The following is a 24,950-nucleotide window of genomic DNA, read 5'->3' on the forward strand; positions in this document are numbered from 1 at the left end:
CCCACGATGACGGCGCGTCCTCCCGTTGGAGGGCGCGCCGTCGTCGTGTGGTCCGTCAGGTGGACGTGCCGATGAAAATCGTTGCACGTCCGACTTTCGCCCCCTAGTGTGATTCAGAACACAGCGACGTCGACCGTCGCGGTGCCCCCCGCACCCTAGGAGCGTCCCCCATGGCCGAGTCCCTCGCCCCGCCCGCGGCCTTCGTCGCCGAAGCCCCCGTCACCCCCGTGCAGCGTCGGCGCGCGTTCGTCGGCGCCATCGCCGGCCACCTCATCGAGTGGTACGACTACGGCGTCTACGGCTTCCTCGCCGTCTACGTGGCCGCCAACTTCTTCAAGAGTGAGGACCCGATGGTCGGCATCCTGGCCGCCTTCGCCGTCTTCGCGCTCAGCTTCTTCGTCCGTCCGCTCGGCGGCCTGTTCTTCGGGCCCCTCGCGGACCGGATCGGCCGCCGCAAGACCCTCATGCTCGTGCTCGGGCTGATGTGCAGCGCCACGGCCGTGATCGGCATGCTGCCCACCTACGCGACCATCGGCGTCGCGGCCCCGGCCCTGCTCGTGCTCATGCGCCTGGTCCAGGGCTTCTCCGCCGGCGGCGAGGTGTCCACCATCTCCGCGTTCGTGGCCGAGTACGCCGTCAAGGGCCGGCGCGGCTTCGCGACCTCCTTCCTCATGGTCACCGCCGCCGTGGGCCTGCTGCTGGGCGGCGTCGTCGCCAACGGCCTGGGCGCGATCATCGGCACCGAGGCCATGGCCGCGTGGGGCTGGCGCCTGCCGTTCCTGCTGGCCGGCGTGCTGGGCGCGGTGGCGGTGTTCATCCGCATGAAGCTCGAGGACAGCCCTGAGTTCCAGCGCCTGCACACCGAGGGCCGCACCTCGAAGGCCCCGCTGCGCGAGACCCTGCGTCACCAGCGGCAGCTCTTCCTCATGGGCGCGGTCATCACACTGCTGGGCTCCACGTTCTACCTCGTGCTGACCTACCTGACCACCTACATGAAGACCATCCTGGAGGTCGAGCCGGGCGCCATCTTCTGGCTGGTCCTGCTGACGGGCGTCACCGCCGCGGCGTTCATGCCGGTCGGCGGTGCGATCTCGGACCGCATGGGCGACCGCCGCCCCATGCTCGCGATCGGCGCCCTGCTGGTCTCCGGCGCCGTGGTCTGGTTCTTCCTCACCGCGCCCGGCACAGAGGGCTCCCTGCCCCTCGTCCCCTCGCTGCTGGCCCTCGGCGTCACCACCGGCCTGTACTGCGGCGTCCCGTACGCCACCATGACCGAGCTCATGCCGGCGCACGTCCGCTCCACCGGCGTCGCCCTGGGCTACAACGTGCCGGTGGCCCTGTTCGGCGGCTCGGCCCCGTTCATCGCGACCTGGCTCATCAGCCAGACCGGCGACGTCGCCTCCCCGATGTACTTCTTCCTCGCCACTGCGGCCGTGTCCCTGCTCGGCGTGGCGATGCTGCGCCCGGCCGACCTGCTCGGCCACGAGGACGTGCCGGTGATCGGCTCGCCGGACGCGGTGGGCGCCCCCGTACTCCCGGTACTTTCGAACGTGACTTCGGGGAAATGAGCGCTTTCGAACGTGAGATAGGCCCTATCTCACGTTCGAAAGCGCTCGGGCGTGCGGGGCGTCAGCCCCGGGCCGCGCGGAAGGTGACCTGCACCTGGACCATCGGCTTGTCCGCCACGGGGTCGCCGTCGGCGCCGACCGGCACGAGGTCCACGTCCACGAGGCGCAACGACCGGCCGGCGTGCCGCACCCGCGTGAGGGCGACCATCTCGCCGTGGCCCGGGCGCACGAACACCACGCGCACGCCCTGGACGTCGTAGCGCTCGCGGTCCGGCATGGCCGCCTGCGCGGCCGTGACCGCCCGCAGGGTCATGGCCCCGCCATGCACCGCACCGGAGGGGTTGGCCAGCTCGGGCTTGGGGGCGAAGCGGGCGCCCGGGGTCGCCGCGGCGGCGACCCCGGGGCGCACGTCCCGCTCGGCCGGAGCCAACGACGCCGGGCGGGCGGCCAGCAGCACCGGCATGGGCACGCGGGTCTCGGCTCCGCGAGGCAGCCGTCCGGCGGCGACGAACTCGGCCATCCGCTCCGGTGCTCCGGCGGGCACCGACTGGAACCAGCCGGTCGCCTCGACCACGCGGCGTCCGCCCGCGTCCTCGAGCCAGGCCCGGGCCACGCCACCCCCCGCATCCCAGCTCAGCGGGCGGGTCCAGCACTCCAGCAGCGGGCCGTCGTCGTCCCCGGCGGCGACGGCCGCGGCGTCGAAGGCGGGCAGCGGGCCGAGCACGTTGACCTGCAGCTCGGTGGTGACCACGGCCTCGATGTCCCGGGCCGCGTGGTGCACGGCCACTGCGGTGGCGTTGTCCATGATCACGGTGGCGGCCGCGCCGGTGGGCCGTCCGTCCAGGTCGAGGCACCAGGGGCCGACCTCGAACGCTGCCGGGTTGAGGGCGCCGTCCCGCGCGCTCATCAGGGCATGACGACGGATGCCGAACAGCTGCTCCGTTCGTCCGGAGGCGTGGGAGCGGGGGCCGGTGGGCGAGTCCGCGGTGGGGCTGGTGGTGGTCTGCACGGGCAGAACGCTAGCCCACGGCCCGGTGGTGAGGCGGAGAATCGTTGGATGTCCTATTATCGTGGTGACGACAGTCACACCATGGCGCCGCCCACGCCGTCACCCGCCCCACCCCGTCGTGGACCGCCCGCGCGGCCGGACCGAGCCCCAGGAGGACGAACCCATGTTCCCCCTCACCGACGACCAGAAGGCCCTGGTCGACGCCGTCCGCGACTTCGCCGAGCAGCGCGTCACCCCGCACGCTCTCGACTGGGACACCGAGAAGCACTTCCCGGTGGACGTGCTCGCCGAGGCCGGCGAGCTCGGCCTGGGCGGCATCTACGTGGGGGAGGAGTACGGCGGCACCGGCCTGGAGCGCACGGACGCGATCCTGATCTTCGAGGAGCTCGCCAAGGCGGACCCGGCCTTCGCCGCCTACATCTCCATCCACAACATGGTGGCCTGGATGATCGACTCCTTCGGCAGCGACGAACAGCGCGCACGCTGGATCCCCGAGCTCGCGAGCATGGAGCACCTGGCCAGCTACTGCCTCACCGAACCCGGTGCCGGCTCGGACGCGGCCGCGCTGAAGACCCGCGCCGTCCGCGACGGCGACCACTACGTCCTCAACGGCGTCAAGCAGTTCATCTCCGGCGCCGGCGCGTCCGACTGCTACGTGGTGATGTGCCGCACCGCGGACACGGGCGCCCGGGGGATCTCCGCCGTCGTGGTCCACAGGGACACCCCCGGCCTCTCCTTCGGCCCCAACGAGACGAAGATGGGCTGGCACACCCAGCCCACGCGCCAGGTGATCTTCGAGGACGTCCGCGTGCCCGTGGCCGACCGCCTCGGCGAGGAGGACGACGGCTTCCGCATCGCCATGAAGGGCCTCAACGGCGGCCGCCTGAACATCGGCGCCTGCTCGATCGGCGGCGGCCTGGCCGCGCTGGACAAGGCCACCCGCTACCTCAAGGAGCGCAGCGCGTTCGGCGAGCCGCTCGCCACCAAGCAGGCCCTCGTCTTCGAGCTTGCGGACATGTCCGTGAAGCTGGAGACCGCCCACACGATGCTCATGCGCGCCGCGGACGCCCTGGATCGCAACGATCCGGACACCGTGCGCCTGTGCGCCATGGCCAAGCTCGTGGCCACCGAGTCCGGCTACGAGGCCGCCGACACCGCCCTGCAGCTGCACGGCGGCTACGGCTACCTGCACGAGTACGGCGTGGAGAAGCTCGTCCGGGACCTGCGCGTGCACCGGATCCTCGAGGGCTCGAACGAGATCATGCGCATGATCGTGGGCCGCGGCCTGATCGGCTGAGACCGGGGGCCCGCCCGGTCGCCCCGCCCGGCCCCCACACACACAGCACGGCGCCCCGCGGTCACCACACGTGACCACGGGGCGCCGTCCGTCGGGGCGGGCTCAGCCGAGCTGCAGCGGGTCCACCCCGGACACGGGCTCGAAGTGCCTGGCCACGTCCTCGGCCGAGACGTCCTCGAGCCGGGCCGGACTCCACGTCGGTTCCTTGTCCTTGTCCACGAGCAGCGCGCGGATGCCCTCGGCCATGTCCGGCTCGCGCATCAGGTGGGTGCCGATCGTGAACTCCTGGCGCAGCGCGTCGGCCACGGTCAGGTCCGCCCCGCGCGCGGCCAACCGGCGCTGGGCCTCATGGGCCACGGCGACGGCGGTCGGCGACTTGGTGCGGATGGCCTCGGCGGCCTTCCCCGCGGCCCCGGCGTGCTCCCCGCCCGCGGCGGCGCGCTCGTCCAGGGTGGCGAGGACCTCGGCGGCCGTCTCCCGGCCGTAGGCGTCCTCGATCCACTCGCGGCCGGCCACGAGGGCGGAGGCGGGCCGCTCGCCCTCGGCCACGGCGAAGCGAGCGAGCACCTCATGGGCGGCGGCGAAGGCGGCCTCATCGCGCGTGCCCGCGCCCTCGGCCGGGGCGAGGGCACCGAGTGCCCCGGCGAGCGCCTGCTCGAGCTCGTCCAGCCGGGCGGACTCCACGAAGACGTCCGCCAGGCCCAGGGCCACCGCGTCGGACCCGGAGGCGTGCGCCGAGGTCGCGGCCAGGTGCCGGCCGGCCTGGAAGGGGGCGCGGGCCAGGTGGAACGAGCCGCCGACGTCGGGGGTGAACCCGATCGCCGTCTCGGGCATGCCGGCGCGGGTGCGCTCGGTGGCCACGCGGTGGGAGCCGTGCACGGACACGCCCATGCCGCCGCCCAGGACGATGCCGTCCATGAAGGCCACGTACGGCTTGGGGTAGGTGGCGATGCGCTCGTTCATCGCGTACTCGTCGCGGAAGAACTGCTCGGCCTCCGCGAACCGCCCGGCCAGGAGGGAGGCGCGCAGGGAGACGACGTCGCCGCCGGCGCACAGCCCCTTCTCCCCGGCGCCGCGGATCAGCACGCCGCGCACGGCGGGGTCCGCGGCCCAGTCGGTCAGGGCCGCGTCGATCGCCCGGACCATGTCCTGCGTCAGCGCGTTCAGGGCGCGCGGACGGTTCAGCGTGATGCGGCCGAGACCGTCGCGGACCTCGAGGAGCACCTCGTCCGCCGCACCGTCCTGCCCGGCCGCGGGGGCCGTCGTCGTGGTGGTCTGCGCCTCGCTCATCGGTGCTGCCACCCCGCCTCGCGCTTGCTCGCGAACGCGTCCATGCCCTCCTTCTGGTCCGCGGTGGAGAAGCCGGCGTGGAACACGCGACGCTCGAACGCGATGCCCTGGGCGAGCGTGGTCTCGAAGGCCGCGTTGACGGCCTCCTTGGCCATCTGCGCGGTGGGCTTGGACTTGGACGCGATGGTCGCGGCGACCTCGAGGGCCTCGGCGACGACCGCGTCGTCGGCCACCACGCGGCTGACGAGGCCGATCCGTTCCGCCTCCTCCGCCCCGACCATGCGGCCGGTGAGGATCATGTCCATCGCCTTGGCCTTCCCGACGGCGCGGGTCAGGCGCTGCGAGCCGCCCATGCCGGGGATGACGCCGAGGTTGATCTCCGGCTGGCCGAACTTCGCGCCCTCGCCGGCGATCAGCACGTCCGCCATCATCGCGAGCTCGCAGCCGCCGCCGAGCGCGTAGCCGGTCACGGCCGCGACGATCGGCGTGCGCGCCCGGGTCAGGCCCTCCCACCCGGCGAACCAGTCGGCCGCGTACATCTCAGAGAAGTCCTTGGCGGCCATCTCCTTGATGTCCGCGCCGGCCGCGAAGGCCTTGGGCGATCCGGAGAGGACGATCGCGCCCACCGCGGGGTCGACGTCGGCCTCCTGCACGGCCGCGACGACGGCCTTCATGGTGGCCTCGTCCAACGCGTTGAGCGCCTTCGGCCGGTTGAGGCGCACATGCGCCACGCGGCCCTCGCGCTCGACGACGATCGGCGACGCGGCGCTGTCGGGGGTGGTCTGCTCGGTCATGCCTGATCCTCCTCGGTGTGTGCTGCCCGGATGTCCTCGATGATGCCGGAGAAGTCCCGCCCGGCTCCATCCCCGGCCGCGTACTCGGCGTACTTGGCCTGCGCGAGGCGGCCCATGTCCGCCGCCACGCCCTGCTGGTCCAGGGCCTGCAGGGCGAGGCCGAGGTCCTTGGACATGAGGGCGCCGGCAAAGCCCGGCCGGTAGTCGCGGTTCGCGGGGGAGCCCGGCACCGGGCCGGGCACGGGGCAGTTGGTGGTGAGCGCCCAGCACTGCCCGGAGGCCTGGCTCATCACGTCGTAGAGGGCCTGGTGGTCCAGGCCGAGGCGCTCGCCGAGCACGAAGGCCTCGGCCACGGCGATCTGCGTGACGCCCAGGACCATGTTGTTGCAGATCTTCGCCGCCTGGCCCAGCCCGGACCCGCCGCAGTGCACGATCCGCCCGCCCATCACCTCGAGCAGCGGCAGCACCTCGGCGTACACGTCGTCGTCGGCGCCCACCATGAACGCGAGCGTCCCGGCCTCGGCGCCCACCTGGCCGCCCGAGACGGGCGCGTCGGCGGCCCGCATGCCCGCGGCCACGGCCGCCTCGGCGGCCTCGCGGGCCTCCGCCACGTCGATCGTGGAGCAGTCCAGGAACACGGTGCCCGGGCGGGCGGCGCCGAGCAGGCCGCCGTCGCCGTCCGCACCCCGGTAGACGTCCAGCACCAGGCGCCCGTGGGGCAGCATGGTCAGCACGACGTCGGCCTCCGCGGCCGCCGCCGCCGTGTCCGAGACGGTCTCGATCCCGGCCGCACGGGCCTTCTCGAGCGCTGCGGGGACGAGGTCGAAGCCGAGCACGCGGTGGCCCGCGGCGGCGAGGTTGGCGGCCATGGGGCCGCCCATGTGGCCGAGGCCGAGGAACAGGACGGTGGTCATGGGGATCCTCCGAGTCGGGGTGGGTGCGTGGGGGGCGGGTCAGGACCCGGCGGGCATCACGAAGCTGGCGCCCTCGCGGTTGCCCGAGGGCCAGCGCGTGGTGATCGTCTTGGTCTTGGTGTAGAACTTCAGCCCGTCCGTGCCGTGCTGGTTGAGGTCGCCGAAGCCGGACGCCTTCCAGCCGCCGAACGTGTAGTACGCGATCGGCACGGGGATCGGCACGTTCACGCCGACCATGCCGACCTCCACGCGGGTGGTGAAGTCGCGGGCCGTGTCTCCGTCGCGGGTGAAGATGGCCACGCCGTTGCCGTACTCGTGCTCGTTCGGCAGGGCGAGGGCGTCCTCGTAGTCCTTCGCGCGGACCACGCAGAGCACGGGGCCGAAGATCTCCTCGCGGTAGATCCGCATGTCCGGGCTCACGCGGTCGAACAGGGTGGCGCCCACGTAGAAGCCGTCCTCGTGGCCCTCGACGACGACGCCGCGGCCGTCCTCGACCAGCTCGGCGCCCTCCTCGACGCCCGAGGCGATGCACTCCTCGATACGGCGCTGCGCGTCCTTCGAGACGACGGGCCCGAAGTCCGAGGACTCCTCCAGCGACGGACCGACCCTCAGGCCCTCCATGCGCTCGCGGAGCAGGGCCACGAGGCGGTCGGCGGTCTCCTCCCCGACGGGGACGGCCACGGACAGGGCCATGCAGCGCTCGCCGGCGGAGCCGAACGCGGCGCCGATCAGGGCGTCCGCGGCCATCTCGAGGTCCGCGTCCGGCATGATCACGGCGTGGTTCTTGGCCCCGCCGAAGCACTGGGCGCGCTTGCCCATGCGGGCGGCGTGCTCGTAGATGGACTGGGCGATCGGGGTGGAGCCCACGAAGCCCACGGCCTTCACGCGCGGGTCCTCGATGAGGGTGTCCACCGCGAGCTTGTCCCCGTGCACCACGTTGAGGGTGCCCTCGGGCATGCCGGCCTCGAGGGCCAGCTCGGCCAGGCGCACCGGCACGGAGGGGTCGCGCTCGGAGGGCTTGAGGATGAACGCGTTGCCCGCGGCCAGCGCGATGCCGGCCTTCCACAGGGGGATCATCGCGGGGAAGTTGAAGGGGGTGATGCCCACGACCACGCCGAGGGGCTGGCGGATGGAGTGCACGTCCACGCCGCGGCCGACCTCGGAGGAGAACTCGCCCTTGAGCAGGTGCGGCGCGCCGGCGGCGAACTCGACCACCTCGACGCCGCGCTGGATGTCGCCGCGAGCGTCCGGGACGGTCTTGCCGTGCTCCTGGGCCAGGGTCCGGGCCAGCTCGTCCGCGTGCGCGTTGATCAGGTCCACCCAGCGCAGCAGGATGCGGGCGCGGCGCTGCGGGTTGAGGCGGGACCAGGCCTGGAACCCCTGCTCCGCGGAGGCGACGGCGGCCTCCACCTCCTCCTTCGTGGCCAGCGGCACGCGTCCGGCCACCTGCCCGAGGGCCGGGTGGTACACGTCGCCGAAGCGGCCGGACTCGCCGTCGGTGCGGCGTCCGTGCACGAAGTGGGGGATCACGGGGGTGGAGGTCTCGAGGGACATGGTGGCGGCTCCTGAAGCGATGGTCGAGGCGGTGGAGGTCGGTCCCGGGAGCCCGGAGCTGGCGCTGCCGCGGGGCCGTGCGGTGTGATCTGGATGACGTTGCCGCTAATCTATGGCGAGAACGTAGGACATGCAACTATCGAACGCCGGGAGTAATCCCCGCCCCGAGGTGAGGAGCCCTCATGGACCTGAAGAACGCCAGCGCCATCGTCACGGGAGGCGCCTCCGGCCTCGGCCGCGCCACGGCGCGCCGGCTCGCGAAGGCGGGCGCCGCCGTCGTGGTGGTGGACCTGCCGGACCGTGAGGGGGAGACCCTCCGCGCCGACGCCGTGGCCTCCCTGGGCGAGCGGGCGCGGTTCGTCCCCGGCGACGTCACCCAGGAGGCGGCGGCGGAGGCCGCCGTCGCCGCGGCCGCCGAGCTCGCGCCCCTGCGCGTCCTGGTCAACTGCGCCGGCGTGGCCACCCCCGGCAAGCTCGTGGGCCGCGGGGGCCCGCTGCCGGCCGAGACGCTGGCGCGCGTCCTCGCGATCAACACCGTGGGCACCGTGAACTTCATGGCCCGTGCCGCGCAGGCGATGCAGGGGCAGGAGCTGTGGGGCGAGGACCGCGGCGTGATCGTCAACACCGCCTCCGTGGCCGCCTACGACGGCCAGATCGGGCAGATCGCCTACGCCGCGTCGAAGGGCGCCGTGGTCGCGATGACCCTCCCGGCCGCGCGCGAGCTCGCCCAGAGCGCGATCCGCGTGGTGACGGTCGCGCCGGGCCTGATGGAGACTCCGATGATGGCCGGCCTGCCCGAGGCCGCGCGCGAGGCGCTCGCCACGAAGACCCCGCATCCCGCCCGCCTGGGCCGCCCGGACGACTACGCCCTGCTCGTGGAGCAGATCGTGGCCAACCCGTTCCTCAACGGCGAGGTCATCCGCCTCGACGGCGCCGTGCGCCTCGAGCCCCGCTGAGCCGTCCGGCGGGGCTTGGCTGCCCGGGCGGACAACGGGGCGGGCTCGTTCACGAGAAGCGGACGAAGCCGCGCATGCCGCCGTGCGGGAAGTCTCGGATCTCCCGGAACCCCAGGGACTCGTAGAAGGCGCGCTGCCTCTCCTCGGCGTCCGTCATGAGGACGTGCTGACGGACGGACGCGAACGGCGCGAACGCCCTGCCGACCAGCTCGGAGGCGATCCCGCGGCGCTGGTGCTCCGGATCGACCAGCACGTCCTGCAGGTACGCGATGGTGTGGCCGTCCGAGATCACGCGGGCCAGGCCCACGAGGCGCTCGTCCCTCCACGCCGTCACCACGTGCGCCGAGCCGGCGAGCCCGCGCATCAGGGAGTCGAGGTCGTCGGTGTAGGCGGACCAGCCGACGGAGTCGTAGAGCGCCCGCACGTCCTTCGCGCCGGGGATCCTGCCGGCGGAGCAGCGGATGTCCGCGGGCGTCCCGCTCATCGGTCCCGCCCGGCCGGGCTCTCCGCGCCGTCCCCGGCCTCGAAGTCCCCCGCCTGGGCCCGGAAGCGGGCGAGGATCTCGTTGAGCTGCGCGACGTCGCCGTCCTCGAAGCCCGTCTGCCCGAACACCTCCGCGTTGAGCGCCTCCGTGGCCTCCGCGGCCACCCTCGTGCCCTCGTCCGTGAGCACCAGCACGAGGGCCCGACGGTCGGACTCGTGCGGCCGGCGCTCCACGAGGCCCGCGGCCTCGAGGCGGTCCACCGCGTTGGTCACGGACGTGGGGTGCACCTGCAGGAGCGCGCTCGCCTTGGACATGAGCAGCCGCTTCTCCCGGGAGAAGTTCAGGAGGGCGAGCAGCTCGTAGCGGGCGAACGTCAGGCCGAACGGCTTGAGCACCGTCTGCGTGCGCGCCAGGAGGATCTGCTGGGCGCGCATGATCGAGGTGACCGCCGCCATCGGGGCCGCGACCTCGCCCCATCCGTGGCGCTCCCAGTTCAGGGCGGCCTCCGCGATGGGGTCCTTGGTCAGGGGCGTGCTGTTGGCGGTCATGGATTCCAGCCTAGTCAGCGCTGCAGGTCCAGGTCCTCCTCGCGGTACTCGGCGCCGTAGCCCTCGGGGGCCTCGCCGGTCTCGGACCGGGAGACCTCCGCCTTGCGCAGCTCCACGCGGCGGATCTTGCCCGAGATGGTCTTGGGCAGCTCGAGGAACTCGATGCGGCGGATCCGCTTGTACGGGGGCAGCTGCGTGAGCGTGTACTGCAGGATCGCCCGGGCCGTCTCCGCCGTGGGCTCGTGGCCGGGGGCGAGGGTCACGAACGCCTTGGGCACGGCCAGGCGCACCTCGTCCGGGGTCGGCACGATGGCCGCCTCCATGACGGCCGCGTGCTGCACGAGCACGGACTCGAGCTCGAACGGGGAGACCTTGTAGTCGGAGGACTTGAACACGTCGTCGGCGCGGCCCACATAGGTCAGCACGCCGTTCTCGTCGCGGGAGGCGATGTCGCCGGTGTGGAAGACGCCGTCGCGGAAGACGTCGTCGGTCTTCTCCTGGTTGCCGTAGTAGGACTTCAGCAGGCCCACGGGGCGCGGGTCCAGGCGGAGGCAGATCTCGCCCTCCGCGGCCTCCGCGCCGGTCAGCGGGTCGATGAGGACCACGTCCATGCCGGGCAGGGGGCGGCCCATGGAACCGATGACGACCTTCTGCCCCGGCGTGTTGGCCACCTGGAGGGTGGTCTCGGTCATCCCGAACCCGTCGCGGATCGTGGCGCCCCAGGCCTTCTGGACCTGGTCGATGACCTCGGCGTTCAGGGGCTCGCCGGCGGAGATCGCCTTCGTCGGCGGGGTGGCCAGCTGGGTCATGTCCGCCTTGATCAGCATGCGCCACACGGTGGGCGGGGCGCAGAAGCTCGTGACCCCGTAGCGGGCCATGTTCGCCATGAGGGAGGCGGGGTCGAACTTGCGGGCGTTGTGCACGAAGATCGTGGCCTCCGCGATCCACGGGGCGAAGAAGGTGGACCACGCGTGCTTGGCCCACCCTGGCGAGGCCACGTTCAGGTGCACGTCGCCGGGCTCGAGGCCGATCCAGTACACCGTGGTCAGGTGGCCCACGGGGTAGGAGGTGTGGGTGTGCTCCACGAGCTTGGGCTTCGAGGTGGTGCCGGACGTGAAGTAGAACAGCAGCGTCTCCTCGGCCGGTGTCGGCTCGTCCGGGGTCAGCTCCGAGGAGGAGGCGGCGGCGTCGTCGTAGGAGAGCACCGTGTGGCCGGCGACTCGAGGGGCCGTGCGGTCCGCACCCTCGGCGAAGACGCCGGGGACGTGCACGAGGCGCAGGCCCTCGCCCACCCCCGCGAACTTGGCGAGGTCCTCGGCGCCGGCCACGGCCCACGAGGCCTCGGCGCGCTCGACGCGGTCCTCGAGGTCGGCCGACGTCATCTGCGTGGTGGTGGGGATCATGACGACGCGCAGCTTGATGCACGCGAGCATGAACTCCCACAGCTCCACCTGGTTGTTCAGCATGAGGATCAGGCGCTCGCCACGGCGCAGGCCCTGCTCGGTGAGCCAGGTGGCCACGCGGTTCGAGGCGGCGGAGAGCTCCGCGAAGGTCCGCTCGGTGCTGCGCCCGTCGTCCTCCGCGATGATCAGCGCGGGCACGTCCGCGCGGGCGGGGTCCTTCGCCAGCTGGTCGAACCAGTCGAATCCGAAGTTGAAGTGCTCGAAGCGGGGCCACGCGAACTCGGCGCGGGCCCGGTCGTAGTCGGTCTGGCACTCGACGAGGAGGTCGCGGGCGGCGCGGAACGCCGCGGTGACCTCGCTCTGGTCTGTGGTGGCGGGGGCCTGGGGAGTGGTGTCCGGGGTGGTCAAGGGAGTCCTCCTCGTCGGGGCGGGCGGCAGGGGCGCGGGCCGCCCGTGGCCGATGTCCGTTGTGATCTGCAACACTACTCACAGACATGGATAGTCGGAAGTCCTACAGTCGGACTGACGCGAAGACGTCGGCGGCCGCCGGCTCGTGCGTCCGCCGCGCCCGAAGGAGACACCGTTGACCAGCCCCGCCACCCCCTCGCCCTCCGCCCTGCCGCACGTGGACCTGCTCCGTCTGCGGGACGGCCTCGACGAGGCCGAGCGCGCGCGACTCGAGGCGATCGAGGAGCACCTGCAGACGCAGGTCCGCCCGCGCCTGGCCCCGTACTGGGATGCCGAGGAGTTCCCCTTCGACCTCCTGCCCGGGCTGGCCGGGCTCGGCCTGGGGCGGCTGCTCACGGACGGCTCGTCGGCGCTCTTCCAGCACCTCGTGCACGCGGAGATCGCGCGCGTGGACCTCTCCCTCTCCGCGCTCGTGGGCATCCACAACGAGCTGAACCTCGGGATGATCGTGCAGCTGGGCTCGGACGAGCAGAAGGCCCGCTGGCAGGGGCCGCTCCAGCGGTTCGAGGCGATCGGCGCCTTCTGCCTGACCGAGCCGGAGCACGGCTCGGACATCGCGGGCGGGCTGGAGACGACCGCGACGCGGGAGGGGGACGAGTGGGTCATCCGCGGCGCCAAGCGCTGGATCGGCGCGGGGACCATCGCGCAGGTGGCGCTCGTGTGGGCGCGTGACACGGCCGACGGCGAGATCAAGGGCTTCGTGGTCCCCACGGACACCCCCGGCTACGAGGCCACGAAGATCGCCGGGAAGATGGGCCTGCGCATCATGCAGAACGCGGACATCACGCTGGACGTGCGCCTGCCGCTGGACGCTCAGCTGCCCGGCGCGGCCACCTTCGACGCCACGCGCGACCTCCTGCGGGACTCGCGCATGTGGGTGGGCTGGCAGGGGGTGGGCGTGCAGATGGGCCTGCTCGACGTGCTGCGGGCGTATGCGCTGGAGCGCCGGCAGTTCGGCCGCCCGCTCGCCAAGTTCCAGATGATCCAGTCCCAGATCGCCGAGGTGGCCGGCAACCTGGCGGCGGCCTCCGGGATGATGATGCAGGTGCACCGGCTCAACGAGGCCGGGACGATGGACATGATGCACGCGGCCATGGGCAAGGCCACGTCCACGCGCCTGGCGCGCTCCTCCGCGGCCCTCGCCCGGGACGCCTTCGGCGGCAACGGCCTGCTCAGCGAGTACGAGGTCTCCCGGATGATGGGCGACATCGAGGCCATCTACAGCTACGAGGGCTCCTACGGCATCAACGCGCTGATCGTGGGCCGCGCCCTGACGGGCGTCTCGGCCTTCGTCTGAGCCACGCCTCCCTCAGGTCCTGGACGAGGGGCCGGTGGGCGATCAGCAGGAGCACCGCGGCCACGGGCACCACCACCTCGAAGCCGAGCCAGAGGTACCCCAGGGCGCCCGCCATGCCTCCCAGGAAGAACAGGGCCACGAGTCCGGCCAGGGCGGCGATGCGCCGCGGCTCCCCGACGACAGGGTCCGCGGCGTCCGCGGGACTGCGGTAGAGGGCCTTCCCGATCTCGACGCCGATGTCCGTGACCATGCCCGTGATGTGGGTGGTGCGCACGGGCCACTCGCCGATCCGTGTGATGAGCGCGTTCTGGAGGCCCATGGTGAAGCAGAGGACACCCACCACGACCACGGACCGGTGGGCGTCCTGCAGGCGCTCGGCGAGCAGCCCGAACAGCAGCATCCCCATGCCCTCGAGCAGCAGGATGTTGGCGTAGCGCGAGCGCAGTCCCCGGACCCGCCCCCAGTTGAAGACGAGCGCGCAGGCCACCGCCCCCAGCACGAAGGCCGTCAGCGCGAGTGCTCCCACGGCCACCAGGCCCGGCAGGCCCAGGGCGATCGCGTCCGCCATCGAGGCGACGATGCCGGTCATGTTCGAGGTGTACCGAGCCACGGCGACGAACCCGACGGAGTTGAGGATCCCCGCCACCACCGTGAGGACGCAGGCGAGGTGGAGGTTGCGGCGCACGGTGCGCTCGGGGCTGCGCAGGTTGAGCACGTCGTCACCCTAGGTCGCTCTCGCAGAGGACGCGGGCGGGTTGCGCCGCCGGTCGTCGACGCGGCCTGCTCCGGAGCTCCCGTTGCGCACACGGAAGCGGGCGCCCTCACGCCAGCAGGGCCGCGCCCGCTCCGCCCACGGCGACCGCGACGGCGGTGCTCCCCGCGCCGAGCACGAGCGGCCTCGGGCCCACGGCGGCGATCGAGCGCAGGTGCACGTTCAGGCCCAGCGCCACCATGGCGGCGGCCAGCAGCACCTGCTGCAGCACGGCGACGGCGTCCAGGACTCCGGCGGGCAGCACGCCGGTCGCCCGGATCGCGACGGCGGCCAGGAACCCGAGCACGAACCACGGCACGAGCGGTGGCCGGGTGGCGCTCGCGGCCGGATCCGCGCCCGGGACGGCGGCGTCCTCGCCCGTGGCCGACCCGGCCGGACGGCGCCGCTCCCACCAGGCCAGGCCCGTCATGACCGGCGCGAGCAGGACGACGCGCGCGAGCTTCACGGTGACCGCCACGGAGAGTGCCGTCGGGCCGACGAGCCCGCCGGCCGCCACCACCTGGGCGACCTCGTGCGTGGACGCGCCGATCCACAGCCCGGCCACCCGCTCGTCGAGCCCGAGCGCACCGGTGAGCAGCGGAATCAGCGGGATCATGAGCGTCCCGAACAGCACCACGAGGCCGATCGCCGTGGCCGCCATCTCGCGGCGCGCGCGCACCACGGAGTCCGCGCCGGCGACGGCCGCCGCGCCGCAGATCGAGAACCCCGAGGCCACGAGGGCCGTCAGGTCCCACGGCAGCCCCAGCGCGCGCCCCAGAGCCACGGTCGCCGCGAACGTGAGGCCGACGGCGGCCACCACCAGCGCGATCACGCCCGGGCCCAGCGCGAGCACGTCGGCGAGCACCAGCTGCAGCCCGAGCAGGACGATGCCCGCGCGCAGCACCGGCTTCGCCGCGACCGCGATGCCCGGGGCGAGGGTCGCCGGCACGGGGGCGAGGTTCCGCCACGCCAGGCCCACGAGGATGGCGAGCAGCAGTGGGCTGAGCGCGGGCATCCAGGGGCGCGCCGTCGTCGCGATCAGGACGCAGACGACGCCGAGCACCGTGCAGACCGCGAGGCCGGGCAGCCAGGCGAGGCGGGCGGGGCCGGCCGTCGGCTGCGGGGCGGACCTGGGGGTGGAGGAGGGTGATGCGCGCACGGGGCCACCCTAGGGGAGGCCGCGCGACACGGCTGCGCCGGTGCGCCCACCCTGAGGTCCGTGCCGCAACGCCCTCGACGTCGCGGCACGGACCTCAGGGTCGGCGAAGGGGACCGGTGTCCGTCAGCGGCGCGGCTTCGGCACTCCGCTGCGGTCGAAGCGGACCACCTGGACGTCGTCGTACGCGCGGCGCTCCGTGCGCACCAGCCGGTACTGGGCGTCCAGGATCGGGAACACGTACATCGGCGTCAGCGTCATCTCGGCCTCCTGGCCGCGGCGCCTCAGGTCGATCTGCAGGTGGCCGTAGTGCATGCCGCCGTCCACGAGCTGGCGCACGCCGTCCACGTCGGCCCAGGTCTCGGGCTCGTGCGTGTTGGCGGTCCACTCCATGTGGGTGTTGAAGCGCACCGGGACGTACTCGCCCGCCGCGTTCTTGGCGTACTGCTCGCCGCGCAGGCCGTCCGCGGCCACGCCCACGTCGTAGGCGTGGAAGCCGCGGCCGTCGCCGTCCGCGTCCACCCACGAGCGCTGGAACATCTCGTCGTGCCCGGAGATGACGACGGCGACGCCGTACTTCTCCAGCAGCGGCGTGTACACGCGCATCGCGACGCCGGACTGGTCGTCCGGGAACTCGTGGTTCGGCGGGGTGCCGTGCACGCCCACGGAGTAGGGCGCGTGGTGGAACTCGACCATGATGATCTGCCCCTTCGCCCGCGCGTCGGCGAGCTGGCGCTCCGCCCAGGCCCACTGGTCGTGGCCGGGGTTGAACACGGGGAGGTCGGCGTCCGCGGCGGTGGTGCCGGGGAAGACCTCCGTGAAGGCCTCCTCGTAGGCGGCCTGGGTGAACGAGCCCTGCGTGTCGGTCGGCATGCGCTCGGCCGTGAGGTTGCGGTCGTCGCCCGAGAACGTCTCGCCGGAGAGCAGGCCCGCGCCCACGGACTCGTCCGGCACGCCGTTCGTGGAGTCCAGCGTGAGGATCGTCAGCGGCCCGTGGTCGGTGCGGTAGTAGGAGCCGCGGTACTGCGGGTTCTCCTGGTCCGTGCCGGCGCCGGTGCGCTCGAAGTAGGCGTGGTACTTGTTGCGCGAGCGGACCACGGGGGAGCGGTCCTCGGGGGTGCCGTAGCCGCCGTTGATCGAGGCGAAGGTCTCCCAGTTGCCCAGCGAGGTGATGAGCGGGACATGCGAGGCGATGTCCGAGAGCTCGCCCGCGAAGTGGCGGAAGAACTCGTCCCAGCCCGGCTGGTAGCCGCCGCCCTGGCCGAGGTCGCCGGCCACGAGCAGCAGGTCCGGGTCCGCGGCCTCGATGTGGCGGACGTTCTCGGTGAGCGCGACGTCCTGGGTCAGGGGGTATTTCAGCGTGAACTGGCCGTAGCGCGTCGTGGAGCCGAAGGTGTGGTGCCACAGCGAGCCCTCGCCCGGGCGGGGCAGCGAGCCCTCGGTGTAGGGGGTGACCTGGTTGAGCTCCCACTCGCGGTTCTCGACGCGCCCGAAGGGCTCGGTCTCGGTGTCCGAGAAGGCGATCACGCGCAGGTCGTGCCAGCCGTTGCCGGCGTCGGCCGTGCGGAACGTGGCGGTGTGGCGCTGCCCGCCCTGGGTGACGGTGTAGGTGTACTCCTTGCCGGGCTTCAGGCCGGTGAGGGAGACGCGGTGCTTCCAGTTCTGCGCGCCCAGCAGCCACGAGCCCTGGGCGAGGCCCTCGATGCTCTGGGCCAGCTCCGCCTCGGTGTAGTCGAGCAGGGGCTGGTGCTCGGGGGCGGAGACGCGCGTGCCCGCCGGGCGGGTGCGGCCCTTGCCGTGGTTGTTGCCCAGGCCCGGGCCGGAGACGACGACGGTGCCGGCCACGCCGCGCTCGGAGAACCACACGAGGTCCATCGAGGTGGCGGTGGGCTCCATGAGGTAGGGCAGGACGCGGAAGCCGTCGCCCCCGGCGGGGGCGGCCGAGGCGCCGGCGGCGGTCTTCGCCAGGGCGGCGGGGGCCGCGGTGGACACGGCGCCCGCGACGACGGCGGCGGCCAGGGTGCGCAGGCCGGTGCGGCGGGAGAAGGTCGGGTTCAGGGCGTTCACGGTGGCCTCCGGGAGGGTGGGTGGCGAGGGTGCGGCTCCGATCCTGCGCCCCGGAGTCGGCGGGCGGCTCAGCGTCAGGTGGACGGCCGGCGTCGGGCGGGTGAACTCGGGTCGCCCGCCGTCGTCCTGCCCCCGTCCGGCCGGGCGACCGTCCACCCGGCCTCTGTGTCCCGCGCGACACCGTGTGGGATACTCGAGCCACGCCGCATGCCCCCCGCGGGAGAGCGTCGACGCGCCCCGTGCCCTGCCGGGCCCGGAGCGCCGGTCGGCCGCCGAAGGAGCAAGTCCTCCCCGGGAATCTCTCAGGCACCCGTACCGCGAGGGGTCAGGCGCTCTGGAAAGCGTCCTTGTCGCGCCCGCGCCCGCGGCCGTGCAGGGGCCACCGACGGTGCAAGCCGGCCCCTCAGGCTGGCGGAAACTCTCAGGTCCATGACAGAGCGGGGAGGAGCAGACCACGCCGTGACCGGCAGGATCCCCCGGAGGTAGCTCGTGACCAGCCCCCAGACCGCAGCCCAGACGACGGCGGACACGCCCGCCACGGACGGCCTCGAGCCGCGCGACGGCGCGTCCGCCCCGTTCGTCGCCCGGCACATCGGCGCCCGTGACGAGGACGTCCGCCACATGCTCGAGACGCTGGGCTACGACTCGCTGGACGCCCTCGTGGACGCCGCCGTGCCCGCCGGCATCCGCCAGCCCAGGCCGCTGGACCTGCCCGCCCCCCTCACCGAGGCGGCGGTGCTGGAGCGCCTGCGCGAGATCGCCGGCCGCAACGTCATGAAGACCCAGATGATCGGCCAGGGCTTCTCGGACACCGTGACCCCGGGCGTGATCCTGCGCAAGGTCCTCGAGAACCCGGCCTGGTACACGGCCTACACGCCGTACCAGCCGGAGATCTCCCAGGGCCGCCTCGAGTCGCTCCTGAACTACCAGACGATGGTGCAGGACCTCACCGCCCTGCCGATCGCCAACGCGTCCCTGCTGGACGAGGCCTCTGCGGCCGCTGAGGCCGTGCTGCTGATGCACCGCGCCAACCGCAAGAAGGGCGACGGCGTCACCCTCCTCGACGCGGACCTCTTCCCGCAGACGCTCTCCGTCGTCCGGATGCGCGCCGAGGCCGTGGGCATCGACGTGCGCGTCGCGGACCTCTCCGCCGGCATCCCCGAGGACGTCCGCGCCGAGGTCGAGGAGAAGGGCCTGTGCGGCGTCGTGCTGCAGCAGCCCGGCGACTCCGGCCGCCTCCACGACCACGCCGCCGTGATCGCGCAGGCCAAGGAGGCCGGCGCCCTCGTCACCGTGGCCGCGGACATCCTCTCCCTCGCCCTCATCACGCCTCCCGGCGAGCAGGGCGCGGACATCGCGGTCGGCTCCACGCAGCGCTTCGGCGTCCCGCTGTTCTTCGGCGGCCCCCACGCCGCCTACATGGCGGTCAAGGACGGCCTGCAGCGCTCCATGCCGGGCCGCCTCGTGGGCGTCTCGCACGACGACGCCGGCAAGCCCGCCTACCGCCTGGCCCTGCAGACCCGCGAGCAGCACATCCGCCGCGAGAAGGCCACCTCCAACATCTGCACCGCGCAGGCGCTGCTGGCCATCGTCGCCTCCATGTACGCCGTCTACCACGGCCCCCAGGGCATCGCCGCGATCGCCCGCCACGCCCACCGCCAGGCCGTGCGCCTCGCGGAGGCGCTGCGCTCCGGCGGCGTCGAGGTCGCCCACGAGGCCTTCTTCGACACCCTCACGGTGAACGTGCCCGGCCGCGCCGAGGAGATCCTGCGCGCCGCCGAGGAGAACGGCGTGAACCTGCGCCTCGTGGACGCGGACACCCTGCGCATCGCCGCGGACGAGACCACCGTGGACGCGGACCTGGCCGCCGTGCTCACCGCCTTCGGCCTCGACGCGGGGACGCTGCCCGCCGGCGCGCACGACGGCGCCGTGGCCACCCCGGCCATCCCGCGGGAGCTGCGCCGCACCTCCGCGTTCCTGACGCACCCGGTGTTCAACAGCCACCACTCCGAGACGCAGATGCTGCGCTACCTGCGCCGCCTCTCCGGCTACGACCTGGCGCTGGACCGCACCATGATCCCGCTGGGCTCGTGCACGATGAAGCTCAACGCCACCGCGGAGATGGAGGCCATCTCCTGGCCCGAGTTCTGCTCGATCCACCCGTACGCCCCGGGCCACCAGACCGAGGGCTGGCGCTTCCTCATCGAGGACCTCGAGGACAAGCTCGCCGAGATCACCGGCTACGCGGGCGTCTCGGTGTCGCCGAACGCCGGCTCGCAGGGCGAGTTCGCGGGCCTGTGGGCCATCCGCCAGTTCCACCTGGCCAACGGCGAGGGCGAGCGCGACGTCTGCCTCATCCCCGCCTCGGCGCACGGCACCAACGCGGCCTCCGCGGTGCTCGCCGGGCTGAAGGTGGTCGTGGTGGCCACCGCGCAGGACGGCACGATCGACGCCGCCGACCTCGACGCCAAGATCGCGGCGAACGAGGGCCGGATCGCCGCCATCATGATCACCTACCCCTCCACGCACGGCGTGTACGACGCGGACGTGAAGGACGTGTGCGCGACGGTGCACGCGGCCGGCGGCCAGGTGTACATCGACGGCGCCAACCTCAACGCGCTCGTGGGCCTCGCCCAGCCGGGCGAGTTCGGCGGCGACGTCTCCCACCTGAACCTGCACAAGACCTTCTGCATCCCGCACGGCGGCGGCGGCCCCGGCGTCGGGCCCGTGGCGGTGGGCGAGCACCTCAAGCCCTACCTCCCGAGCCGCGACGTGCTGATGACGGCGGCCCCGCACGGCTCCGCCGGCGTGCTTCCCATCTCCTGGGCGTACATCCACCTCATGGGCGCCGAGGGGCTGAAGGACGCCACCGAGCACGCGCTGCTGGGGGCGAACTACATCTCGCGCCGCCTGGCGGACCTCTACCCCACGCTGTACACGGGCAACGACGGGCTCGTGGCGCACGAGTGCATCCTCGACCTGCGCGAGCTCACGGCCAAGACCGGCGTGACCGCGGAGGACGTGTGCAAGCGCCTCATCGACTACGGCTTCCACGCGCCGACCCTCGCCTTCCCGGTGGCCGGCACCCTGATGGTGGAGCCCACGGAGTCGGAGGATCTGGGCGAGATCGAGCGCTTCATCGAGGCCATGACGGCCATCCACGCCGAGATGCTCGAGACGACGCCGGAGACGGTCGAGGACTCGGTGCTGCGCCGGGCCCCGCACACGGCCACCACGCTCATCACCTCGTCGTGGGACCGCGCCTACTCCCCGGAGAAGGCCGCGTTCCCCGTGCCGAGCCTGCGCATGGACAAGTACTTCCCGCCGGTGGGCCGCATCGACGGCGCGTACGGCGACCGCAACCTGATCTGCTCGTGCCCGCCGCCGGAGGCCTTCGAGGAGGCCGCCGCCGACTCGGCCGCCGCGTCCCTGGGCCACTGAGAGAGGAACCTGACATGACCGACTCCCTGCGCAACTCCCCGCTCCATCCGGTCCACGAGGCCGCCGGGGCCTCCTTCACCGACTTCGGCGGCTGGAACATGCCCCTGAAGTACGGGTCCGAGCTGGCCGAGCACAAGGCCGTCCGCGGCTCGGCGGGCCTGTTCGACCTCTCCCACATGGGCGAGGTCCGCGTGAGCGGCCCCGAGGCCGGCGCCATGCTGGACCACGCCCTCTCCAGCACGCTCTCCGTGCTGAAGCCGGGCCGCGCCAAGTACGCGCTCTGCCTCACGGACGCCGGCACGATCCTGGACGACCTGATCGTCTACCGCAGGGACGACGGCGCCGCGGGCTCCGAGCCCGACTTCCTCGTGGTCCCCAACGCCGGCAACATCGCCGCGGTGCACACGGCCCTGAACCAGCGCGCCTCCGGGTGGGACGCGACGGTCGAGGACGAGTCCGCCTCCACGGCCGTCGTGGCGGTGCAGGGCCCGTGCGCCGAGGCGATCCTGGCCCACGCCATGCCCGCGCAGGCCGAGCAGCTGGCGGGCCTGAAGTACTACGGCCACCTCACGCTGAGCCTCCCCACCGACGCCGGCGAGGTCACCGTGCTCGTGGCCCGCACGGGGTACACGGGCGAGGACGGCTTCGAGCTGTTCGTGCCCGCGGACTCCCGCCAGGAGGCGGGCGACCGCGGCTCCGCCGTGTGGAACGCGATGCTGCAGGCGGCCGAGGCCGCCGACGTCGAGCTCACCCCGTGCGGCCTCGCCTCCCGCGACTCGCTGCGCCTCGAAGCCGGCATGCCGCTGTACGGCAACGAGCTGGACACCGCGCACCAGCCCCACGCCTCCGGTGTGAGCTTCGCGGTGCCGGCGGCCAAGGAGGCGGACTTCGTGGGCAAGGCCGCCCTCGTGGGCGCCGACGGCGTCCAGGAGGTCCTCGTGGGCCTGCGCGGCGAGGGCCGCCGGGCCGCCCGCCACGGCTATCCCGTCCTCGACGCCGAGGGCAACCGGGTCGGCGAGGTCACCTCGGGCGCCCCGAGCCCCACGCTCGGCTTCCCGATCGCGATGGCCCGCGTGGCCCGCGAGCACGCCGCCGAGGGCACCTCCCTCCAGGTGGACCTGCGCGGCAAGGGCGAGCCCTTCACCGTGGTGCCGCTGCCGTTCTACCGACGCGAGCGCTGACCGCGGGGGGCCCTCGCGCGCACCCGGCGCCGCGGCGCCCCGGACCCGCCGCACGGCAGGTCCGGGGCGCTTCGCTAGACTCGGCCTCCGGGCCCGACGGCCCCGCCCGCGGGGCGGTCGTCGTCCCCCACCCTCCATCGCCCACCTGCAGGAAGTCCGCATGACTCACGTCGCCGCTCAAGCCCGGGTGCCCAAGAAGGGCTTGCTCATCTTCCTCGGGGTGGCGGGCCTGCTCCTGCTCCTCGGGGTGCTCTCCGTGCTCAAGGGCATCGTGGACGAGCGCTCCCGCGTGGACATCGTCTCCGTGGTGGACGGCAACACCGTGGTGGTGAACGCGGGCGGGGAGCAGAAGACCCTGGTCATGGCCGGTGTGACCGCGGCCCCGCGCAATCCGGACGGCCTGCGCGTCGGCACCGAGTTCTGCCTGGGCGAGGAGTCGTACGCGTGGCTGCGCGACCGCCTGCCGCAGGGCGCCGTGGCCACCGTCAAGACGAGCCGTCACGGGGCGCCCGAGGGCACCGAGTCGGCGGTGTTCACGCTCGCCGGCTCCACCGTGAACGTGGACATGGCGGAGGCGGGCATGGCGGCCCCCACCGGCGAGGGCGTGGGCCGTGGTCTCCGGGAGGAGATCGCCCAGGCCAACGAGACGGCGCGGAAGAGCGCGAACGGCCGGGGGTCGGGGCTCTACGACGTCGAGGAGAACTGCACGCTCAACCACGAGCTCTACGAGTCCTCCTACGCCCTCGAGCACGCGCCGACGAGCGCCGAGGCCACCGTGGACGCGATCGACCAGCGCTCCGTGGAGTACGCCGACACGCTGGACGAGGTGCGGCTCGTGCGCCAGGACATCGCCGAGCTCGACGCTTCGCGTGGCACCTTCACGGACCTCGCGTGGGCCCCGGCCAAGGAGGACCTCCAGAAGAAGGCGGACGCCGTCGTCTCCGAGGGCCTGCAGGTGCTGCGGGACCTCAACGCGAAGCGCAACGAGCTCGTCGCGCAGGGCTGATCACGCCGCGGCGGGATCCTCGGCGCCCGGCGTCACGACGTCCACGAGCGGCCGGGCGGCCATGCGGCCCAGGCCCATGAGCACGCCGGCCGGGAACCCGATCACCGGGATGAGCATCGGCAGCACGCCCCCGGCGCCCTGCGTGAGCACCACGAGCCCGTAGAGCATGCCCACGAGGGCGTAGGCCAGCACGTGGACCCACTGGTTGGTGACGTGGCGGAAGGCCACGTTGACGAGCAGGCACAGCGGCAGGCCCACCACGAGGCCCGCGATCCCGACCACGCTCAGCAGCGGCGTGAGGCTGCCGAACTCCTGGAGCCCCGGGATGAGGGAGAGCGCCGCCACGATCGCCGCCATCACCAGGTTCGGCGCGAGCCAGGCCACGAGGAACCCGTTGAGGCCCATCCGCAGGCGCGGACGCGGGCCCGCGGCGGCGCGCTGGGCCGCGCGGCGGGCGCGAGCGGTGGACTTGACCGGGGCGGGGGTGGTCATGGGGCACTCCGTGGTTGGACGACGTCGGGGGGCGGCCCCCCCGAGTGGGGGGGGGCCCCGCCCCGCGGGGGGCCGGTGGGGGGGGGTTGTGTGGGGGGGCGCGGCGGGCCCCCCCCCCCCCCGCCCCCCCCCCCCCCCCCCCCACGCCGGTCGTCCAGGGTGTCAGCGGCGCTCGCCGTCCACCTCGAAGGACAGCTGGTGCACGCCCGGCCAGGTCTGCACCGTGGGGATCTCGTCCCACACGAGGCGGCCGGACTCCTCATCGGGGGAGACGGTCAGGGCGCCCAGCTCACCGTCGATCACCAGGAGGGTGAGCTCGAACGGCTGGCCCTCATGGGTGAAGTGGCCGCGCACGGGCCAGGTGAAGTCGTGGGGCACGGCGCGCTCCACGTCCTCCTCCACCTCCACCACGAGGGGGAGCCAGTCGATGCCCTCGGCGTCGCCGTCGGCGGGGATGCGGACAGCGTCGGCGACGGTGCGCATGTGCGGCAGCTGGGCGCGCAGGGCGGCCGCGCCGGGCAGATCACGGCCCTCGAAGAGCGTGGGGTCCAGCAGCGTCTCCACCAAAACGCGCGCCTCCACCGGCACGGGCGCGGTCTCCACCGCGTCGTCGGCCTCGTCCGTGACGTCCGTGGCGAGGGGCACGTAGGCGTCCTCCACGGCGGGGCGGCGGTCCGTCTCCGCGGTGGCCACGAGGGGGGCGTAGGAATACACGCCCTCGGCCACGTCCTCACGGCGGCGGGAGCGCGCGGAGCGGGTGAGCCCGACGGCGGCGGCGACCGTGGCCGCGAGGGCCGCGAGGGCGGGGCCGTAGGCCTCGGGTCGCAGGAGGCGCTCCATGGGGGTGGGCTCCGGGGTGCGGGCGTGACGCACGGCCGCGGCGACCGCCGTGGCGAGGGCGCCGGTGGCGAGGGCGCCGCCGCCGAGCAGCCAGGGGAGGCGAGAGGACTCCGAGGACTCTTCCACGCGGCGGGTCGGGGCGTCGGTGCCGGTCACCACGGTGCGCACGACCGGGGGCTCGGGCGTGGTGGTGCGCACGTCCACGGTGCGCTCGACGCGTTCCTGGGCGGGGACGCGGGTCTCCACCACGACCGGCGGGGCCGGGGTGGTGCGGGTGGCCATGACGTCGGCGGGGGCGGTCAGGCCGAGGTCGTCGGCCGGGGGGACGGGGGCGCCGGACGTGGCGGGGCGATGAGTGTCCATGACCCCAGTCTGTGCCATGACCCCGCGGGGTGTCCCGGGTTGGCGGCTCCCTCGTCCCGCCCGCGGCGGCA

The 24,950-nt window shown here is 73.4% G+C and carries 20 protein-coding genes and 1 riboswitch; of the genes, 7 read left to right on the forward strand and 13 right to left on the reverse strand.

From position 1 onward, the window contains the following. Positions 1 to 170 precede the first annotated feature (170 nt). Positions 171 to 1,568 (forward strand): MFS transporter, encoded by a 1,398-nt coding sequence (locus tag KZX60_RS06325; RefSeq protein WP_248116562.1) that lies wholly within the window; start codon positions 171 to 173, stop codon positions 1,566 to 1,568. Positions 1,569 to 1,629: 61 nt separating this feature from the next. Here the strand turns inward: KZX60_RS06325 and KZX60_RS06330 are convergent, their stop codons facing one another. Beyond that, a complete protein-coding gene (locus KZX60_RS06330; RefSeq protein ID WP_248116564.1) occupies positions 1,630 to 2,577 on the reverse strand; it encodes an acyl-CoA thioesterase domain-containing protein in 948 nt (315 codons plus the stop codon). 163 nt (positions 2,578 to 2,740) lie between these two features. On the opposite strand from KZX60_RS06330, the gene KZX60_RS06335 reads away from it, so the two are divergent. Continuing rightward, entirely contained in the window at positions 2,741 to 3,874 is a 1,134-nt protein-coding gene (locus KZX60_RS06335) for an acyl-CoA dehydrogenase family protein (RefSeq protein WP_248116566.1), read from the forward strand. Between the two features lie 102 nt (positions 3,875 to 3,976). On the opposite strand, the gene KZX60_RS06340 is transcribed toward KZX60_RS06335, so the two are convergent. Genes KZX60_RS06340 through KZX60_RS06355 form a run of 4 tightly spaced genes read right to left on the reverse strand, consistent with a single transcriptional unit; the run spans position 3,977 to position 8,426 of the window. Further along, positions 3,977 to 5,164, reverse strand: a complete 1,188-nt coding sequence (locus tag KZX60_RS06340) for an enoyl-CoA hydratase/isomerase family protein (protein WP_248116568.1) — start codon at positions 5,162 to 5,164, stop codon at positions 3,977 to 3,979. Beyond that, complete coding sequence (locus tag KZX60_RS06345; protein WP_248116569.1) at positions 5,161 to 5,958, reverse strand: enoyl-CoA hydratase-related protein; 798 nt, start codon at positions 5,956 to 5,958, stop codon at positions 5,161 to 5,163. Before KZX60_RS06345 ends, KZX60_RS06340 begins: the two co-directional genes overlap by 4 nt. Next, positions 5,955 to 6,872, reverse strand: coding sequence for a 3-hydroxyisobutyrate dehydrogenase (gene mmsB / locus KZX60_RS06350; RefSeq protein WP_248116571.1), 918 nt, complete (start codon positions 6,870 to 6,872; stop codon positions 5,955 to 5,957). Before mmsB ends, KZX60_RS06345 begins: the two co-directional genes overlap by 4 nt. Positions 6,873 to 6,911: 39 nt before the next feature. Then, the gene (locus KZX60_RS06355) at positions 6,912 to 8,426 is read right to left on the reverse strand and encodes a CoA-acylating methylmalonate-semialdehyde dehydrogenase (protein WP_248116574.1); all 1,515 of its coding nucleotides are present in this window, start codon (positions 8,424 to 8,426) and stop codon (positions 6,912 to 6,914) included. 182 nt (positions 8,427 to 8,608) lie between these two features. On the opposite strand from KZX60_RS06355, the gene KZX60_RS06360 reads away from it, so the two are divergent. Continuing rightward, positions 8,609 to 9,382 carry an SDR family NAD(P)-dependent oxidoreductase gene (locus KZX60_RS06360; RefSeq protein WP_248116576.1) on the forward strand — a complete coding sequence of 258 codons (774 nt, stop codon included), beginning with the start codon at positions 8,609 to 8,611 and terminating at the stop codon, positions 9,380 to 9,382. A gap of 49 nt (positions 9,383 to 9,431) precedes the next feature. Here KZX60_RS06360 and KZX60_RS06365 read toward each other — a convergent pair whose 3' ends face one another. The 3 genes from KZX60_RS06365 to KZX60_RS06375 are packed head-to-tail and all read right to left on the reverse strand — an operon-like array spanning position 9,432 to position 12,225. Beyond that, complete coding sequence (locus tag KZX60_RS06365) at positions 9,432 to 9,866, reverse strand: GNAT family N-acetyltransferase (RefSeq protein ID WP_248116578.1); 435 nt, start codon at positions 9,864 to 9,866, stop codon at positions 9,432 to 9,434. Beyond that, positions 9,863 to 10,414, reverse strand: a complete 552-nt coding sequence (locus KZX60_RS06370) for a MarR family transcriptional regulator (RefSeq protein WP_248116581.1) — start codon at positions 10,412 to 10,414, stop codon at positions 9,863 to 9,865. Before KZX60_RS06370 ends, KZX60_RS06365 begins: the two co-directional genes overlap by 4 nt. Positions 10,415 to 10,428: 14 nt before the next feature. Further along, positions 10,429 to 12,225 carry an AMP-binding protein gene (locus KZX60_RS06375; protein WP_248116582.1) on the reverse strand — a complete coding sequence of 599 codons (1,797 nt, stop codon included), beginning with the start codon at positions 12,223 to 12,225 and terminating at the stop codon, positions 10,429 to 10,431. Positions 12,226 to 12,400: 175 nt separating this feature from the next. On the opposite strand from KZX60_RS06375, the gene KZX60_RS06380 reads away from it, so the two are divergent. Then, the gene (locus KZX60_RS06380; RefSeq protein ID WP_248116584.1) at positions 12,401 to 13,582 is read left to right on the forward strand and encodes an acyl-CoA dehydrogenase family protein; all 1,182 of its coding nucleotides are present in this window, start codon (positions 12,401 to 12,403) and stop codon (positions 13,580 to 13,582) included. Here KZX60_RS06380 and KZX60_RS06385 read toward each other — a convergent pair. The 3 genes from KZX60_RS06385 to KZX60_RS06395 form a co-directional block, all read right to left on the reverse strand. Beyond that, positions 13,530 to 14,297 (reverse strand): YoaK family protein, encoded by a 768-nt coding sequence (locus KZX60_RS06385; RefSeq protein ID WP_248116586.1) that lies wholly within the window; start codon positions 14,295 to 14,297, stop codon positions 13,530 to 13,532. The two genes, KZX60_RS06380 and KZX60_RS06385, sit on opposite strands and share 53 nt — an antisense overlap. A 106-nt stretch (positions 14,298 to 14,403) precedes the next feature. After that, positions 14,404 to 15,492 (reverse strand): putative sulfate exporter family transporter, encoded by a 1,089-nt coding sequence (locus KZX60_RS06390; RefSeq protein WP_248116588.1) that lies wholly within the window; start codon positions 15,490 to 15,492, stop codon positions 14,404 to 14,406. A gap of 123 nt (positions 15,493 to 15,615) precedes the next feature. Next, positions 15,616 to 17,556: a metallophosphoesterase gene (locus KZX60_RS06395; protein WP_248116590.1), complete on the reverse strand. Its 1,941-nt coding sequence runs from the start codon at positions 17,554 to 17,556 to the stop codon at positions 15,616 to 15,618. Positions 17,557 to 17,763: 207 nt separating this feature from the next. Next, a riboswitch (glycine riboswitch) is annotated at positions 17,764 to 17,884 on the forward strand. Positions 17,885 to 18,045: 161 nt separating this feature from the next. On the opposite strand from KZX60_RS06395, the gene gcvP reads away from it, so the two are divergent. The 3 genes from gcvP to KZX60_RS06410 all read left to right on the forward strand — a co-directional run bounded on the left by gcvP (position 18,046) and on the right by KZX60_RS06410 (position 23,184). Next, positions 18,046 to 20,997, forward strand: coding sequence for an aminomethyl-transferring glycine dehydrogenase (gcvP, locus tag KZX60_RS06400; protein WP_248116592.1), 2,952 nt, complete (start codon positions 18,046 to 18,048; stop codon positions 20,995 to 20,997). A 14-nt stretch (positions 20,998 to 21,011) separates the two neighbouring features. Then, the gene (gcvT, locus tag KZX60_RS06405; RefSeq protein ID WP_248116594.1) at positions 21,012 to 22,178 is read left to right on the forward strand and encodes a glycine cleavage system aminomethyltransferase GcvT; all 1,167 of its coding nucleotides are present in this window, start codon (positions 21,012 to 21,014) and stop codon (positions 22,176 to 22,178) included. 160 nt (positions 22,179 to 22,338) lie between these two features. Further along, on the forward strand, positions 22,339 to 23,184 hold the full coding sequence (locus KZX60_RS06410) for a nuclease (RefSeq protein WP_248116596.1): 846 nt from the start codon (positions 22,339 to 22,341) through the stop codon (positions 23,182 to 23,184). Here the strand turns inward: KZX60_RS06410 and KZX60_RS06415 are convergent, their stop codons facing one another. Further along, on the reverse strand, positions 23,185 to 23,676 hold the full coding sequence (locus KZX60_RS06415; protein WP_248116598.1) for a hypothetical protein: 492 nt from the start codon (positions 23,674 to 23,676) through the stop codon (positions 23,185 to 23,187). It abuts the gene before it with no gap. Positions 23,677 to 23,838: 162 nt separating this feature from the next. Then, the gene (locus tag KZX60_RS06420) at positions 23,839 to 24,879 is read right to left on the reverse strand and encodes a hypothetical protein (RefSeq protein ID WP_248116599.1); all 1,041 of its coding nucleotides are present in this window, start codon (positions 24,877 to 24,879) and stop codon (positions 23,839 to 23,841) included. Positions 24,880 to 24,950: the final 71 nt, after the last annotated feature.

The organism is Micrococcus sp. EYE_212 (genome assembly GCF_023147585.1).
Lineage (GTDB): Bacteria > Actinomycetota > Actinomycetes > Actinomycetales > Micrococcaceae > Micrococcus.